The sequence below is a fragment of the Candidatus Nanoarchaeia archaeon genome (assembly GCA_035290625.1).
Classification (GTDB): Archaea; Nanobdellota; Nanobdellia; order Woesearchaeales; family DATDTY01; genus DATDTY01.
The window spans coordinates 1-16,024 of the sequence record DATDTY010000049.1 but is presented as its reverse complement, the minus strand read 5'-3'; the positions used below and the strand labels follow the sequence as shown (position 1 = coordinate 16,024).

Below are 16,024 nucleotides of genomic sequence, written 5' to 3'. Positions count from 1 at the left end.
GTAGAAATAGTTTACTGAGCCATTCATCTCACGCAGTAAACTGCGGAGATTTCTGGCTCAACCTATTAAGATATGCAAAGCAAAGCATAAATAAGGGATAGGAGGTATGCGATTGTATGGCGATCAAACGCGTTCAAAACAAAATATTGGGTCATTACGCGAAGCTGGGGAGGGATTTTCCCTGGAGAAAAACAAAGGATCCGTACAAGATTCTCGTCTCTGAGGTGATGCTCCAGCAGACACAGACAGAGAGGGTTGTTCCGAAGTATTCGGCATTTGTGGAGAGATATCCAAATGTTTTTGCGTTGAGCAAGGCGAATGATAGGGAGTTGCTGCTGCTTTGGTCAGGATTGGGGTATAACAGAAGGGCAATCAGTCTCAAGAGAGCTTGCCAGGAGATTGTTGAGAGGTTTGGAGGGGAATTTCCAAAGAATGAGGCGGATCTGCGGAGTTTGCCAGGGATTGGGCCGTATACCAGCAGGGCTGTTTTGGCTTTTGCGTTTAATAAAGCAGTTCCTGTTGTTGATACCAATATCCGGAGGATCTTGATCCATGAGTTTGGATTGGATGAAAGAATTTCTTTTATGGAATTGGAGAAGATTGCAAAAGAGCTTATCCCCAAGGGAAAATCAAGAATCTGGCATAATGCATTGATGGATTATGGAGCAATGGTTGCAACAGCAAGGAAGACTGGAGTCTCTTCACTGGGGAAACAAGGGAAGTTTGAAGGAAGCAGAAGATGGTACAGGAGCCAGATTGTGAAGATGGCGCTGAAAGGGAATCTTCGTACGCAGGATGTTTCAAAACAATTAAAGACGCCTCTCCGGTTTATTCGGGAATTGTGTTTGGAGCTTTCTGAGGAGGGGCTCATCAAGTTTAGGGATAAGGAGATTTGGGTCTAGAGCAATTCTTTTAAACTCGGCTTCTTTAACTGTTCGTATGGATGTGAAAAAAGGGCTTGAGGCAGGCATTATCGTCCTTGTCCTTTCGGCGTTTCTTTATCTTGGATTAGGGAATGCCTGGGAGTTCAAGGTCAAACATGACCATCCTTATGGCTATCTTGCCTCAGATTCCTTTCTGCACCAGAGCGTTGCAGATTATTTCAAGGAGACGGGGCAGGTAAAGATAACTCCGTGGTATGAGGTTGGTGGGCATAGAGGAGTGTATGATGTTCACCCTCCGTTTTTGTACTATATGTCTGCTGTTTTTTCAAAGGCAGCAGGGATTGAGGTGTATGACGGAATCTATTTTATAACAGTTTTGTTTTTTGCATTGACTGCACTTGTTTTGTATTTTGTTTTAAGGAGGTTTAACACGCATGCGGCGCTGATTGGGATTCCCTTTACCTTGCTGATTCTGACTGTTCCGTTTAATCAAGGGATTTGGTGGGGAAACTGGCTTTTTGTTGCTGGGGTGCTGTTTTTGTTTCTCAATGTATGGTTTCTTCAGAGGATTTCCGAGAGAGGGTTATGGAGGTTATTTGGGGTTAGCTTAGCCGCCACCTTTTTAGCTCACCCTCCTCAAGCAATATTTACTGTGTTCTTTATTATCTTATTTTTGTTATTTGAGTTCTTTGTATTTAGAAAGGATTTTTTTGTTGCTCTGAAGCCAGTCATTTTTGCGGGGATTGCCTCCTTTGCGCTTGCTGCGTATAACCTTGGAATTTTTTACAGGGGGTTTTATTTATTGCAGGGAGGATTGCAGACTGTGCGCGAAGGAACATTTGGGTTTAGGGAAGTGAATCTTGGATTGCTGGGATTTTGGGGGCTACTTGCGATTGGTGGGTTTTTTGTGTATATTATTTGGTTTTTAGCAAAACGGGATCGTGCTTCTTGGGTCATTGCTCTTTTCTCCCTGTTCATGTTTGCCATGAGCTATATGTATGTCATTGGTTTCGGAAAGAGAGCATATACGCACCGGTTTTACTGGTGGTTCTACCTTGCTTTTTTTATTGGGTTTGGAATCCATTTTGTTGTTAAAAACTTTATTTACAAGAAGTGGGATTTTCGACACTCTGCGGCTGTTGCTTTAGGCTTATTGCTGCTTTTTGGAGTTCCACTATTAAAAGTTACCAACGCAGGAAGCGGGCTTATGGATGGGTATACATGGGAGAGCCTGCTGTGGATCCGGGAGAATACTGATCCTGACTCATTTGTTTATTATTTCTATTCTGATGGCTTGAGCCAGGCTGCTGCGTTGTATAACTCGCACAGGGTTTCATTTAAGATCAATCCAAAGACTATGGATGAGGGAATCCAGCAGCAGAAGATATTTAGGAAGTATTTTTTTGGATTGGCAGACAGCTATCATGTGTACCTTTGCGAGTTTAATCTGCTTTCAGATGCCGGGTATTATCCCAACCACCTCAACCTGCAGCTCGTTGGAAACTCTACCTATGGCTGCACAAAAATGAAATACCAGGGGCTTGTCTATCCTCCAAAGGAGGTGGAGGAGAAAGATATCTGCACTGCACGTTACCTCTATTTTACCAAGAGCGCAGGGCAGCAAGTCCTTGCCCAGTATAACATGGCCATTGCGCAGACTCTTTTGCAGAAACCATGGATAAAGGAGATCTATTCAAATCCGCTGGTGGCGATATTAGAGAATGAAAACCCAGGAGATGACTGCCTTGGATAAAGATGTAGTTTCTATGATAAAGAAAGAATGCTTGTATCTGATTTATATAGTGTTGGGCTTGATTATTTTATTAAAGATTATTTTTTACAATGAATCGTTCTTGGTTACGACGAGGATTGCTGCCTTGTTGTGGTGGATGTTTATTTTGCCGGGGTGGAGTTTAATGCTTTATTGGCAATCGAAGTTGGATTTCCTGGAAAGGGTTGTGATTGGGGCAGGTATAGGCATTGCTGTGTTTGGCGTGGTTGGATATAATCTGTCGATTATCGGATTGGATTTGAAGTATCATTCAGTGATTATACCATTGGTTATGCTTCTGGTAGGTGGTTGGATCATATGGAGATCTGCAAGCAGGAGGGAGAGCAGCATATAACTCTGCCCGCGCGTTCTCAGAATGTCGTTGTGACAGCAACTCCTGTTATGCTGAAGGTAGTTCCAATGGATTTATCATCAACCCGGCGGTGAAAGAGTTCGATGTTAAGCCCAGGATAGAGGCTTTTAGCTAGTGATAGGCTGTACTCGCCTCGTGCCTCATCAAGATTGCCTGTATCAAGGAGTATGAATTTCTGCTCTGCCTTCAGAGTTGCCCATACTTCGTCATTCCATGTAAGAGGGTAGTTGATGATGGTTTTTTGAGTCATGATGAAGCGCAAATCCTTGTCAAAATACTGGCTGCCTGCCCCAAATTCAAGATCAAGCCAGGAAATATCGAATGGGTGATTAATGCGGAGACCTGCATCGAGATTCTGCTTGAACATGTCTCGGTCGTAGATTGATTCTGCCTCAAGGAACCAGTCATAGCGCTCGGTTAACTCAGCATATCTGCTAAGAGTCAGTTGGTTTCTCAGCTGCGTTTCGCTGCCATTTCCAACAACATCCAAAAGGTTCCTGAATTTGTAGGAGACACTTTCAGTAGGAGTGTAGTCAACCTTGATGTCTGCTGTGCCTGTGAGGCCTTTGGTGCCGTTCTTCTCTGTGTAGGTCAGGCCTGCCATTAGTGAGCCTGAAAGGGTATCGGGAGGGGGTGGAGGGGGGGCTGGGAGAAGGCTTTCCAGCTCTGATTTTTGCTTGGAAAGCGCTTGTATCTGGAGCTCAAGGTCAGATATTTGGTTGTGTAGCTGCTCTTGGCTTGTTGCAGGCCGGATTTGGGATGTATTGGCTTGTTGCTTGGTGTATTGGCTTGTTGCCTGATGACTGGGGGCTATTGCTGGCCCTGCTGTTGGCCCAGAAGCGTAAGATGGAGCGGCATAGAGAAGGGCAGCGGCTGCCAGAGTGATGAATTTACTTGCATAGCTCTTTCTGGCTTTATGTGAAGTGGGGGGTTGCATGGCTAAGGGGTGGACAATTAGAAGGTTTAAGGGATTATATATCTTTGTTCATCAGAGTTCTTTATTTTTTTCTAGAAGTTTATTTTTGAGTAATAATCACAAAGAATAAACAAGTTTTTCTTGGTTTGAGAGGTTTGTATGAGGAAAATTTATATTTTTCTACAAAGACTTATCTTGGATTATTGAGGGAGTTGCGGCTCAGTAGAAAGTCTCGCTTTGCGATTGCCGCCGGTACTCAAAAATGCTTCACATTTTTGGTCGCTCCTTCGGGGCATTTCGGCTTGCATTGTACTTTGAATAAACCGACATCCCCCGAATGGGACTACCCCCTTGTCGGTCTGCATTTGAGCTGAGCAGGGCCTCACGAAGGGCGGCAATGACGACTTTCTACTGAGCCGTGTGTTGCCTTTTGTTTATGAAGACTCCTACCCCAATCAAGAGAAAAAAGACGATAGCTGCTGCAGCCGACAATGAGGCATATTTGAGGCTCAGCCAGTAGGCAAATGAGGGAATGATGCCAATTCCAATAAAGAGGGAATAAATGGCCTTCTCGGCTTGGCTGAGGGGTGATTTCAGCAGGATGACATACACAGGAACAGCATAGAGGAAGAGTGTGAGGATGGACCTAATTCCTGAAGGCCCAAAGAGGGCAAACGCCAAGCCTAATGCCAAAGCTGCAAGAATTGCCGGAATGGGGGGTTTATTCAGCAAGCTTCACCACCCTGATATTGCCTTTATCATACAGAAGTGTTGCATTTTGGATGTTTTGGATAGCCCAGGCGTTGATGGAATCGAGGGCTGGTTGGCCGCCAAGCAAGCCAAGTTCTGAGTAATCAAGGAAGGCATAATTGGCATCAGAGAGGGAGAAATCCGGGAAAATGGGCTTTGTATCTGTGACCATATGCCTAAAGGAAGCTGCCTGGAGCCATTTCTTCTTGGTGTAGATTGCTGTGCCGACAAGGTAGACATCTGCGTCTTCGGGAAGGTTGGCTCTCATCCACTGGGCTGCCTCAACTTGAGGAGGGGTAAGCCTTCCATAGCCTGCATAGGCTCCTTTGAGTTGGGTATAGGCATTTGTTCCTAATGTGAAAAGCGAAAAGAGGATGAGTACTGCTATAGTCCCAATCTTTATTATTTTTTTATTATTTTCAATTTTGAAAAATGAAGTTGAGGCCGAGAGTACGCCAAAAAAACCAATGACTGCAATTGGGTAGAGAAGCATTGCCTCTGCCTCCATAAAGCGCTCTGCCCTGCCTAATCCAAAGACATTTGAGTGCATGACAAGGTAAAGGGTTAGGAACATGGCAAGAAGCATGAGATCTGCTGGATTTCTTCTGTAAATGGTAAAGATAAGCCCTAGAATAGTAAGGAGGATAAGGAGATATGAGAACCGATTTCCGTGCATCTCCGTGAATTGATAGTAGGAAGGAGAGATGCCTTCAGGCTTCTCATTGCCATACCAGTAAAGGAGACGACCATAGGGCTTCTCTTGTTGCAATGCTGCCGAAATTGGATTCTTGTAGATAGAGCCTTTTCCAAAGGGGAATTGATAGAACGGGGCAATGAGTAGCACCAATATCAAGATTGAGAATACTATGTGTTTTATATCCGGTTTTAGATTTGAGGGAATTTTTTTTTCTTTTAAAAAATAAAAAACAACGAAGAAGAACGTTGCAATCGCTGAGACAAAGATGGCTTGGGGGTGGAAATAGAACTGAAGAGCAATCAGAATTGATCCAAGATAGAGATGGATGGTCTGCTTTTTTGTGACATAGAGATAAAGGCTTGCGAGGAACAAAGGAACAAGGCCAAATGAAAGGACTTGGGGATATTGGCCGAGGATATACCATGAGATATCTCTTGAAGAGAAGAGGAGTAGGGTTGATGTGAGCAGGGCTGGAAGGAAGCCGTAGATGGCTCGCATGAGGATATAAGAGGTGAAGATGACCGCTGCCGACATCAAAGCTATGTAGATCTGGGCTGGAATCTCTCTGGAGCCGCCATAAAGCTCAAAGATTGCCTGATTTGTGTGGTACTGAGGAGGATACCACAGCTTGCCTGCGTTGTTCTTGCCATATCTGAAGGAGAAGAAATACGGAACGTCAATGATTGCCTTATTCTTGTATGCCATGTAGTCTCCTAAGCCAAAATGGGTTGATGAGTCAACATCGCCAAAAGGAGTGTGGTTTTGCTGGAATGGGAGGGTCCAGAGCCAGAATGCTGCGAGGAAGAGCGCAAGGAGGAAGACTGATTCGATAATTGAGTTTTCCAGCTTCATAGAGGCCAAAAAGGAACTGGGGTTTAAAAGAATTGCTTAGAAATCTTTATAACTCATGCGAGGTTTGTATGACTATGAATCCTATCCTCATTGTCAAGATTGGAGCTGTTGGAGATGTGCTGCGCACAACTTCCCTGCTTCAGGGATTGAAAGAGCATTTTCCTGGCAACCCGATATGGTGGGTTACTTCTCAAGGTGGCATGGAGCTGCTGAAGAACAATCCTTTCATCGGGAAGATTATCTTATGGGATGATGGGGGATTCACAGATTTGGCTGCCAGCGCATACTTTAGGATTATTATTTTAGAGGAGGATGAAGAGGTTTGCAGGTTTGCATCTGGCCTTACAGGAGAGAAGGTCGGATATATCTGGAAGGATGGAAAAGTGGTGCCAACTTCAAGCGCTGCTGAATGGCATGCAATGTCTGCTTTGGGCAAGAAGCCGAGGAATGACGAGCTGAAAAAGGCAAACAGGAAAACCTGGCAGCGGATCATGCAGGAGATTGTTGGGATCAGGCCAAAGCAGTTTGATACCCTTTTGTATTTGACAGAACAGGAGAAGGTATTTGGAGACGGCTTTGCAAAGAAGAATGGAATTGAGAAGGATGATCTGGTTATTGGCGTGAATACAGGAGCTGGCGGAAGGTGGCCACTAAAAATATTATCAGAGGAGAAGACCATTGAGTTGATTGAAAAAATTAAGAATGAACTCCATCCAAAAGAAATAAACAATTCAAAAAACAAAAAAACAAAAAAACAAATTAAGATAATTTTATTAGGCGGCCCAGAAGAGGCTGGGAGGAATAAGAGGATTGCTTTTGGGGTTAGCGGGGTTATTGATGCGGGTTGTGATAATGATTTGAGGCAGTTTGCCAGCATTGTGAACATCTGCGATGTTGTGGTTACGAGTGATAGCCTTGCGATGCATATCGCCATAGCTTTGAGGAAGATGGTTGTTGCGTTTTTTGCTCCGACAAGTTCTGCCGAGATTGAATTATATGGGATGGGGGAGAAGGTGGTTCCTCGCGGCGGATGCGTCTGCTGCTATAAGAAAGACGGGCTTGCAAAGCCGAGCTGCAATGATATGCTTGAGGTGGATGATTTTATTGAGGCCTTGAAGAAGGTGATTCGGTGAAAACATTTGTTGTGGTTCCTACCTATAATGAACTGGAGAATATTGAGAATCTTTTGGAGGAGATTCTTAAGCATGAGGTTGAAGCCGTAGTAGTAGATGATAATTCCCCTGACTGCACATGGAAGGCTGTTGAGGATGTCTCAAAAAGAGAGCCGAGAGTTCATCTGCTTCGCCGTATGGAGGAGCGCGGCAGGGGCAATGCCGGAAAAGCTGGGTTTCTCTACGCTCTGGAAAAAGGCGCAGAGCAGGTTGTTGAGATGGATGCTGACTTTTCCCATAATCCAAAAGATATTCCGCGGCTGCTGGAGAAACTGAAGGAATGCGATGTTGTTTTGGGATCGCGGATGATTCAGGGCGGGGAGGAGGTCGGAAGGGGGATTATCCGAAGAATTGTGACAAGAGCAGCTAATCTGTATATCCGCTTCCTTTTGGGGTTAAAGGCCAAGGACTGCAATTCCGGGTTTCGTGCATTCCGGAGAAAGGTGTTAGAGGCAATCGCTCCTGGAATACGGGCTCAAGGGCCTGGAATTGTGCAGGAGGTGTTGTTTAAAGCGCATCTCAAGGGGTTTCGCATTTGTGAGATTCCTATTGTATTTAAGGATCGGACATCCGGGGAGTCCAAGCTTGGATTGAAGCAGCTCGCCCAGGGCTATACATTGATCCTGAAACTCAGGCTGATGCGCCTTTTCGGGAGGATATAAGTTTTTAAAGATAGGGATAACACATAACATATGTCCTTTATGCAACGGGTAGTATCGAGCAGGTTCTGGGTCTTTTCAATCGGAGGCGGTTTAGGAGCAATAGTCAATTGGGCCATTACTGTAGCGCTCACTGAGATTCTGCTGATTCCCTGGGAGGCGTCTTATGCTGTTGGGTTGAGCATTAATTTGCTGCTGAATTTCTTTTTTAATATGATGATAACTTTCAGAAAACACTCAGAGGCTTTAAGGAGATTTGTGAGGTTCCTTGCTGTTAGCATTTCCACAATCCTTCTTAATTATGTGAGCTCTGTTGCGCTTGAGAATATTTTGGGAGCAGTGATCTCATTTCGGTTTAATTACCTCGTGTCGATTATCCTGGTGACATGCGGGATTGCTGTCGTGAACTATAAGCTCAACAAATGGTGGGTGTTTGCATGAAAATCCTTCTTTTTCGGTCAGGTGGGATCGGTGATGTGCTGCTCTCAACGCCATTGATACGGGTGTTAAAAAAACAGTATCCTGACGCTTCGATCTCGTATCTTTGCGGGAGGTGGTCTGCAGGCGTGTTGGAGAACAATCCCCATGTCTCAGAAGTTATCCCTGTTGACGACTCAGTCTTTTTCAGGTTTTTCAGCAGGCTCAGATTGATTCCATTGATTTTCAAGATCAGGAAAAAGAGATTTGACATGGTTTTTATTTTGGATAAATCCTGGCATTTTGGATTGCTGGCTAGGCTCTTCGGGATACCGGTTCGGGTTGGCTTTGACAGATATGGAGAAGGGAAGTGGAATACCAAGAACGCGCAGTATACGGGAGAGAGCTATGAGGGGGATATGTACCTTCAGTTGGCTCAGGCAATTGGGATTTCGGTGCCAAAGAAGTATTCGCTTGAGATGTTTTCTTCCAAGGATGAAAGAAAAAACGTTGAGAGATTTTTGAGAGAGAAAGGTTTGGCTGGAAAAGAGTTGATCGGCATTGCTCCCGGAGGGGCTGTGAATCCAGGCCAAAAGGCGCTGTTCAAGAGGTGGCCATTGGAGAGTTACAGAGAGCTTATTTCACAATTACAGAAGAAAAAGAGGGTATTCTTGATATTTGGCGGAAAGAATGATGAGAAGGTTGCAGAGGCATTAACTCATAGTGGTTTGATTGATTGCACGGGATTTTCATTTGGAGAAACCTATGAGCTCATGAAAAGATGCAGAGTGGTGGTAACGCATGACTCCGGGCCTTTGCATATTGCTGCTGCATCTGGAACAAAAGTTATAGCCTTATTCGGGCCTACGCCTGCAAAGCGGTTTGCTCCTAAGAATGCTGTCGTCATTGAATCTGATGTTAAGGGATGCCCGTGTTATGATGTGTATGGGAGGTTTGGAGATCGGGCTGGAGCCTGCATGAGCAGGATTTCTATATCTTCGGTCCTACAAGCTTTTTTAGGAATTCGTTTTTTTTAGAAGTTGGTTGGGGGTGTGTTCTTCCTTGAAGAGAGGATGGTCTTATCGAGTATGAATAACGAAGCTGCTCCGGCAAATATAAATCGGATAATAAGCAAGAGGAGAAATACTGAAGTTGCAATGGATATGTTTACTCCAAGCTGCGCAAAAATCAGGACGCCCAGAGATTCTCGGATCCCTATTCCACCAAATGTCAGGGGGATTGTGGATGCTATTCCTAGCAAAGCTCGGATCACTACGGCATGGAATATAGATATCTGGACACCGTATCCTAAGAAGAGTATGAATAAGGTTAGCCCAAATAAGATTCCATTCAGGAGGGAAATCCCTAGATTTATAACAAGAGTTTTTTTCTGAATTTGTATATATCCTGCAATCAAATCTAAAAATAAGATGATTTTGTGGGTATATTTCTCTGGAAAATACTTTTGTGCCATTTGTTTTCCTGTATAGAAAAATACAATTAAGGAGACAGTAACGAGAGCCAAGAAGAAGGAAGATATGATGACGGCTTGGGATGGTTGAAGGAAGATGTATAGACCAAATGTTGCAAAGAAGGTTGTGGAGAGAAATATGATACCTTTCTGAATTGCAACAATCTCGGTTGCCTGCATCCCTGTTGCGCCCCCCTTCCTTAAAAAATAGATAAGGGATAGTTCTCCAAATCTGCCTGGAACAAACACTCCTACCACCAAGACTGCAAATGTGTATTTTAATAATTGCGGGAATTGTATCTTTACATTTAACGGGTATAGTAAAATACGAATATTATAGGCTGCTATAACTAACGATATAAAGGATGTTATGACTGCAAGGAGCAAGAATATTGGATTGACAGCAGTTATCTGATTTATGATGTTGGCAAGCCCTACTTGTGTGATAAGTATAACTAAGATAAGTGTCCCTACGAAGACTTTTACCAGATCGGATATTTTTATTCTCATCTTTTATTTTGTATTCTATAGATAAGATAGTAAGACAGCATTAAAAAAGCTGTGAAAAGGGTTATTAACAGTCCTTTCAAGAAGGAGGTTGGGAGATAACTTAACCCCAGACGTCCTTGAGCGTTTCCCAAGTATATTGCCGTATTGATGCCATTAGCCCTATATTGCTGGAGCCTATTTTTCCCAAGCGTTGCCCTCCATCCTTCAAACATGAAGAATTTTTCTGCAAGGACAAGGAACTTTGCATTGGAGTTTATTCTAAGACCGTATTTGCTAGGGGAGTATTCTATAAATTCAACTTCTGAAGCTTCTAGTGCTTTTTTTCTTTCTTGGAGACTTAGGAGAAGAGAGTTTATATCACTATCAGTCATGGCAAACGTCTCATTGAGGATGTTAGGAAGAAGTATGCCTCCTTGGCTTACGTATGCCGCAAGTAAAAGCCCTGAGTCGGCCGTAATTGCATTTTGCGTGAGTATAATAGCAGAAAACTGACTAAGCTCCTCAAACGAATAATCATTGATACTATCTCTCCCATGGATAATGACTGTTGTCCTCGGATCAAATGATTCCTTCAACATTAGGGTATATACCATTGGTTTTATCTGCTGCCCTAATATCAGGATGCTGTTATCCACAAGATATGCCCGAGGAAGCCACTCTTCATTCAAGTAGAGGTATGGGCCCGATTCCCTACAGTCTGAATACAGGCAATCTGGCATTTCGTCAAGAAGACGAAGCCCTGAGATATTCACTAGATTTTCCGAGTAAAGATATTTTGTATTCAGCATTCCAAAGAACTTTGCTGGATCCCGATTTGCAATGCCCAGATATTCATTGAAGTATTCTGGAATCCAGACTGTGATCAACCCCATTAATACTCCTTTCCCAAATTTTGCTCCGTAATTGGCTCCTTTTCCACCTATCATGAATTGATCTACCTTGTGGACGCGGAATATGTCTTTGTCATTAGCAAATCTGTTCCACATTGGGTTTGTTTCCATCTCCTTTTCATAGTTTATGAAATCATGATAATCATAATAGCCAAAAGCAACAATGTCGATTATGAGTGCAAGGATTGCCATTACGGATATGATCTTTTTTTGTCTCTTGAACCTGGCAGTTATATAGGTTAGGCCCATTCCCGCAAGAATCGCAATTCCAAATGTGAATATATAGTATGCACGCTCAACGTGGTGAATTTTTCCAAATCCGGGAACGAATTTCCAGAACAGATAATAATATGGTGATCCTGATGCGATAAGGAGCCCTGAAACTGCTATGAGTATTCCAAAAATGACCATCCGCTTACGGATAAGGAAGAACGAGGCTGCTGCAAGGAGTACTGCTGCAATCCCCACTTTTAATGATTCACTCCCTCTATGAAAGAACATTCTATTCAGAAGTTGCCCTGCATCAACCTTGGTTATTTTCTTTCCAACGGATTCTTCAAAGGTATAATCCCCTGACTTGCTACTGATATCGCTGAACTCAAGCAAAGGGATGAGCTTGACTGCGATTAGACCAAAGAAGAAGAGACTCATGACGGTCCCTATCAAAGCCATCTTTATGATGTGACTTTTGATATTTTTTCCGATAATAAACACGAATCCGAATAAGATTATCACATCTGAGAAGAATAAGAATACATCAACTCCACCTCCGTGGAAGGCAAATGCCATGAATAATCCCGCAAGCATAGAATAGCCAATCCAATTTTTTTTTGTGTAGTATGCCTTCATAAGCATCAAGAGTATAAGAGGCAACCAAATGATGGTATTTGCCCTAAAATGCCACGTCTTGTTCCAGCCTACAACCGGAATTGTTCCCATCCAGATTAAACCTGATACAACTGCCGCATAACGAGACTCTTTTTTAAGAATGTATATCATCAAGAGGTACATGAATAGCCCGCTGAGGAATGTATTCAATATTGTCATGAAATTAAGGAAGGCTGAGGCTGAGAAAGGAAGGAATATCTGGAATAGCGTTGTGAAGTATAAAACAGGATATTGGGAATTGACGAAGAACGGCATTCCCCCCATATACGTGTCGGTCCACAGAGGAAATTGATGATATTGTTTAAGTATCCTCCCCATATTGATGGTGTAGGTGTAATCTACATTAAGGACGTCGCTGTTTGGGACGCTTGCGGGAGAGAGAAACTGTCTTTGGAGCAGGATGGCTATTGCTAACAAGAATACTGCCGCTAGAACATGGTTCTTTGCCTCTTCCGAAAACAGTTTATAGCCCATTTTCTTCTTTTGCTGTTTGTCCTTGCCTTCTTTTTCTTATTCTTGTTGAGAGATAGATTAGGAGGAGCAGTATTGTAAAGAGAGTCACGATGGCAGAATATAAGATGGATTTCATGATGAATTTAAACTCTATTGTATCCTCCTCGTTCAAGGGCACTGCAGTGATTACCCCGTCAGAAACGTACAGGGGAACTTCTTTATCATCGGCAAATGCGTGCCACCAAGGGTAGAGAGAGAATTTCTCACTCATTACCAAAAATCCGCCTGATTTTGGGAGACTTACCCTTATATCATCAAATGAATTTCTGACAATTTTATTATCTTCGATTGGGTCGATGGGGGTAGCAAGGGTTTTTAGGAACATGGATATTTCATTAGGATTAGCATTCGTTTCTCCGGAAAGGATGTTAGGGAAGATTGTGCCTCCTGCGGCAATATATTGTGAAAGAGCATTGGGTGGTGAGTTGCCGACGGATCCCTGAGTTAGTAAGATAGCATCAAATCTCTCAAGGAAGCCTAAATCATACTGGTCTATTTTTTCTTTTGGGCCAAGCACTACAATTGTTGTGGATGTTTTAAAATCTGGGCTGATCAACAAACTGTACATGACATTTTTTGCAGCTGACGTCTCGCCCACGACGAGGATTGCGTGATGCGCGATATATGCTCGTGGTAAGAAAAGTGTATTTTCGTAAAGATAAGGTCCCCATGCTTTGCGTAATCTTTCATGGGGATCACAGGCAGTGCAAGGAGGGTATTCTTTTACCAATTCTAAGCCGCTTACATCGATCTTATTTTGGGCGGTTACCCATTTGACGTTCAGCAACCCCCATAATTTTGCTGGGTTTTTGTTTGCGATGCTTAAAAACTCATTTAAATATCGCGGGTCCCAAGCTGTTTCGGCTCCAAGGATATGCTCGAGCTTTAGGGGGACGGTGTAGAAATCAGTTGACCAATCAATACCATTTGTTTCATAGGTGTGTATTCTGAAATAGCCAGGCCTCTCGCTGAGGTCTTTTAGGATAGGGTTTTTATTTACTGCGTCTTCATAATTAAAGATGACCTCGTCCCTGTAAGGAGTATGACCAAAAACCAGAAGATTGAGGATTAAGAGGGACAGTATTCCTGTATAGATAGACCAATAGGCTTTCTTTGAGAGAAGCGGCCATTTTGATTTTATGGACGAGAAGAGATGTTGTGACCCTAATCCTGCCAATACGGACCATGCAAATACGAATATAACTACTGTTCTTGTGAGATAACGAAATCCTCCAAAAGGTGGTACATATTTCCATAACACGTAAAAGACAAATGATCCGGTCACCAGAAATAATGAAAGTATTACCACAAGTATGAGGTACAGGGTTATCCTCTTTTTTGGTTGCTTCCAGATGGCAAAACATCCTAATATAAATGCAACAATACCGATATTCTGGTCAAATCCTGTGCGGTGTATTTTAGGGATTCCTTCATAGATTGGCTCTATAAGTCGCGTAAAGAATTGGCGCGGCTGGATATCTCTGCTTGAGGCGGTTTCCCAAGGGAGTTGCAGGCGCTGTGTCTGTTCTAACGTTTCTTTTGTGGGTATGATACGATGGGCTGTTAAGCCAAGCAGGACAACTGCTATAAGAAAAAAGATGTATACAGCTTTTGCGACTCTTTTCTTCATATTTTTTCCAAGAATGAATACAGGGAAGTATAATCCAAAGATAAGAACTGTCCAGATCATCACTTTTAAGTCCGGGCCTGAATATACTTGGAGGGAGAAGAGGATTCCAGTCATAATTGAATAATAGACCCAATCCTTCTTTTTGCAGGCTTTTATTGTGAAGAGGATAATCAGAGGAACAAAAGGGTATGCCGCTAGAGTGGAGAAATGGGTTGTCTGGAAATGCTCCATGAGCCAGCCATTGAACATGTAGGTGAACGCAGAGATTATGGCAAATTGAGGTCTGATGTTGAGTGAGACCATTAATGAGTACATGGAGATCCCGGCAAATGCTATATTCAAGACCAAGATGAGTTTTAAGGCATCGAGTGCCGGAAGGAAGAAGATGAGATTCCAGGGGAGGTAGAGCAGGTCAGCTGAATTAGGGCGTGCCCAGAACATGTCCCCGGACATGAGATAAGGGTTCCACATAGGGTAGAAATCTCCATATTCTAGGATTGATTCTTTTATGATCTCCCCTTTTGCGGTCCTGAATAGCAGATCACTTCGGTAGGTTTCTCCTGGGTCAAGATATGTATGAAGGTAGAAAAATGGCAAAAGAGCAATTATAAGTAAGGGAATCCCATGGGTACGATGTGCTCTCTTCAATATCTCCGTTATATTTCCCCACATAGAAATCGTTAAACACCCTCTATTTAAAAAGCTTAGTTACTAGCGGTTAAGTCAACACGCGTGTGTTGACTTTCTTTGATTGTAGTGGTAGAACCATAGCCCAAAGAATGCTTGAGCGCCTCCCAAACTCTGGAATGTGCTGAACCACTTAACCCTTCGTTTAATCTCTCTATTCAGCCTCTCAATGATCGCATTCTTGCCAATGCCACTGTCAACAATATGCCTTTTCTTATGCTCTCTCCAGTTCCAGCCCATGACTTTGTAGATGGCAGCAGGATACTGCCAGAGGCCATCAGTGGTTATCTTGTCTGGCCTAACTCCGTGGTTGTTCTTGAGTGCCATCTCAAGAACCTGTTTTGCGTCCTTAAACAGATGCGTATCACTGATATGCCACCCAAGCACATAGTCCGTATCTGCGCAATAGACAACCCATAACCAGTACCCACTTCCCTTAATCTTGATGTAGGTCTCGTCTGCATGCCATGCTGTTGTTGCAGGTATTTCCCGTCTATAAAGCGTTCTCTTTGCTGCTCTGATCCATTTGCGTACAGCTTCGTGGCTGACCACAACATTGAACACCTCCTTAAGAAGCTCAGCAATCCCACGAAGTGAGATTGCTTTGCGCAGGTCTGTGTATATCTTAACTGCAAAACTCACTACGTTACTAAAGATTCTCCTATGGGGCAGGTCGCTTGTCCAGAGAAAGCGGTATCCGCATTGCCTGCATCTGTATCTTTGGATGCCTTGCTTGTTCTTTCCATCTCTATACCAATGCTGTGCTTCGCACCGCTTGCACCAAGGCACAAGCGAACCTTTTTTATAGCTAAAGCTACTCAGATCTGTCTGTATCATTTGATCTTCCTCCGAAGGATAGCACAGCTTCAACGCTTTTTGGCTATCCTTCGGTTTTCTTTAAGAAAAAGGAGATTTTATGTTTTCCCACTTAAGTTGACTTAACC

Annotated in this window: 14 protein-coding genes; 7 read left to right on the top strand and 7 right to left on the bottom strand. The window is 43.3% G+C overall.

Going from position 1 to position 16,024, the window contains the following annotated elements; genetic code table 11:
- Nucleotides 1-116 precede the first annotated feature (116 nt).
- Genes VJB08_04425 through VJB08_04415 form a run of 3 tightly spaced genes read left to right on the top strand, consistent with a single transcriptional unit; the run spans nucleotide 117 to nucleotide 3,010 of the window.
- Nucleotides 117-902, top strand: coding sequence for a Fe-S cluster assembly protein HesB (locus VJB08_04425; GenBank protein HLD43204.1), 786 nt, complete (start codon nucleotides 117-119; stop codon nucleotides 900-902).
- A 37-nt stretch (nucleotides 903-939) separates the two neighbouring features.
- The gene (locus VJB08_04420; GenBank protein ID HLD43203.1) at nucleotides 940-2,637 is read left to right on the top strand and encodes a hypothetical protein; all 1,698 of its coding nucleotides are present in this window, start codon (nucleotides 940-942) and stop codon (nucleotides 2,635-2,637) included.
- Complete coding sequence (locus tag VJB08_04415; GenBank protein ID HLD43202.1) at nucleotides 2,606-3,010, top strand: hypothetical protein; 405 nt, start codon at nucleotides 2,606-2,608, stop codon at nucleotides 3,008-3,010. The genes VJB08_04420 and VJB08_04415 overlap by 32 nt, the downstream gene beginning before the upstream one ends.
- Nucleotides 3,011-3,026: 16 nt before the next feature.
- Here VJB08_04415 and VJB08_04410 read toward each other — a convergent pair whose 3' ends face one another.
- The 3 genes from VJB08_04410 to VJB08_04400 form a co-directional block, all read right to left on the bottom strand.
- Complete coding sequence (locus VJB08_04410; GenBank protein HLD43201.1) at nucleotides 3,027-3,965, bottom strand: hypothetical protein; 939 nt, start codon at nucleotides 3,963-3,965, stop codon at nucleotides 3,027-3,029.
- A gap of 387 nt (nucleotides 3,966-4,352) precedes the next feature.
- Complete coding sequence (locus tag VJB08_04405; GenBank protein HLD43200.1) at nucleotides 4,353-4,676, bottom strand: hypothetical protein; 324 nt, start codon at nucleotides 4,674-4,676, stop codon at nucleotides 4,353-4,355.
- Complete coding sequence (locus VJB08_04400) at nucleotides 4,666-6,243, bottom strand: DUF6541 family protein (GenBank protein HLD43199.1); 1,578 nt, start codon at nucleotides 6,241-6,243, stop codon at nucleotides 4,666-4,668. The genes VJB08_04405 and VJB08_04400 overlap by 11 nt, the downstream gene beginning before the upstream one ends.
- A gap of 74 nt (nucleotides 6,244-6,317) precedes the next feature.
- On the opposite strand from VJB08_04400, the gene VJB08_04395 reads away from it, so the two are divergent.
- Genes VJB08_04395 through VJB08_04380 form a run of 4 tightly spaced genes read left to right on the top strand, consistent with a single transcriptional unit; the run spans nucleotide 6,318 to nucleotide 9,528 of the window.
- Nucleotides 6,318-7,376 carry a glycosyltransferase family 9 protein gene (locus tag VJB08_04395; protein ID HLD43198.1) on the top strand — a complete coding sequence of 353 codons (1,059 nt, stop codon included), beginning with the start codon at nucleotides 6,318-6,320 and terminating at the stop codon, nucleotides 7,374-7,376.
- A complete protein-coding gene (locus VJB08_04390; protein HLD43197.1) occupies nucleotides 7,373-8,077 on the top strand; it encodes a polyprenol monophosphomannose synthase in 705 nt (234 codons plus the stop codon). The genes VJB08_04395 and VJB08_04390 overlap by 4 nt, the downstream gene beginning before the upstream one ends.
- A 30-nt stretch (nucleotides 8,078-8,107) precedes the next feature.
- Complete coding sequence (locus VJB08_04385; GenBank protein ID HLD43196.1) at nucleotides 8,108-8,515, top strand: GtrA family protein; 408 nt, start codon at nucleotides 8,108-8,110, stop codon at nucleotides 8,513-8,515.
- Complete coding sequence (locus VJB08_04380) at nucleotides 8,512-9,528, top strand: glycosyltransferase family 9 protein (GenBank protein ID HLD43195.1); 1,017 nt, start codon at nucleotides 8,512-8,514, stop codon at nucleotides 9,526-9,528. Before VJB08_04385 ends, VJB08_04380 begins: the two co-directional genes overlap by 4 nt.
- Here the strand turns inward: VJB08_04380 and VJB08_04375 are convergent.
- Genes VJB08_04375 through VJB08_04360 form a run of 4 tightly spaced genes read right to left on the bottom strand, consistent with a single transcriptional unit; the run spans nucleotide 9,525 to nucleotide 15,917 of the window.
- A complete protein-coding gene (locus VJB08_04375; protein HLD43194.1) occupies nucleotides 9,525-10,472 on the bottom strand; it encodes a lysylphosphatidylglycerol synthase transmembrane domain-containing protein in 948 nt (315 codons plus the stop codon). The two genes, VJB08_04380 and VJB08_04375, sit on opposite strands and share 4 nt — an antisense overlap.
- Nucleotides 10,469-12,724 carry a hypothetical protein gene (locus VJB08_04370; GenBank protein ID HLD43193.1) on the bottom strand — a complete coding sequence of 752 codons (2,256 nt, stop codon included), beginning with the start codon at nucleotides 12,722-12,724 and terminating at the stop codon, nucleotides 10,469-10,471. Before VJB08_04370 ends, VJB08_04375 begins: the two co-directional genes overlap by 4 nt.
- Entirely contained in the window at nucleotides 12,714-15,065 is a 2,352-nt protein-coding gene (locus VJB08_04365) for a hypothetical protein (GenBank protein HLD43192.1), read from the bottom strand. The genes VJB08_04370 and VJB08_04365 overlap by 11 nt, the downstream gene beginning before the upstream one ends.
- Nucleotides 15,066-15,116: 51 nt before the next feature.
- Complete coding sequence (locus VJB08_04360) at nucleotides 15,117-15,917, bottom strand: IS6 family transposase (protein ID HLD43191.1); 801 nt, start codon at nucleotides 15,915-15,917, stop codon at nucleotides 15,117-15,119.
- Nucleotides 15,918-16,024 lie beyond the last annotated feature (107 nt).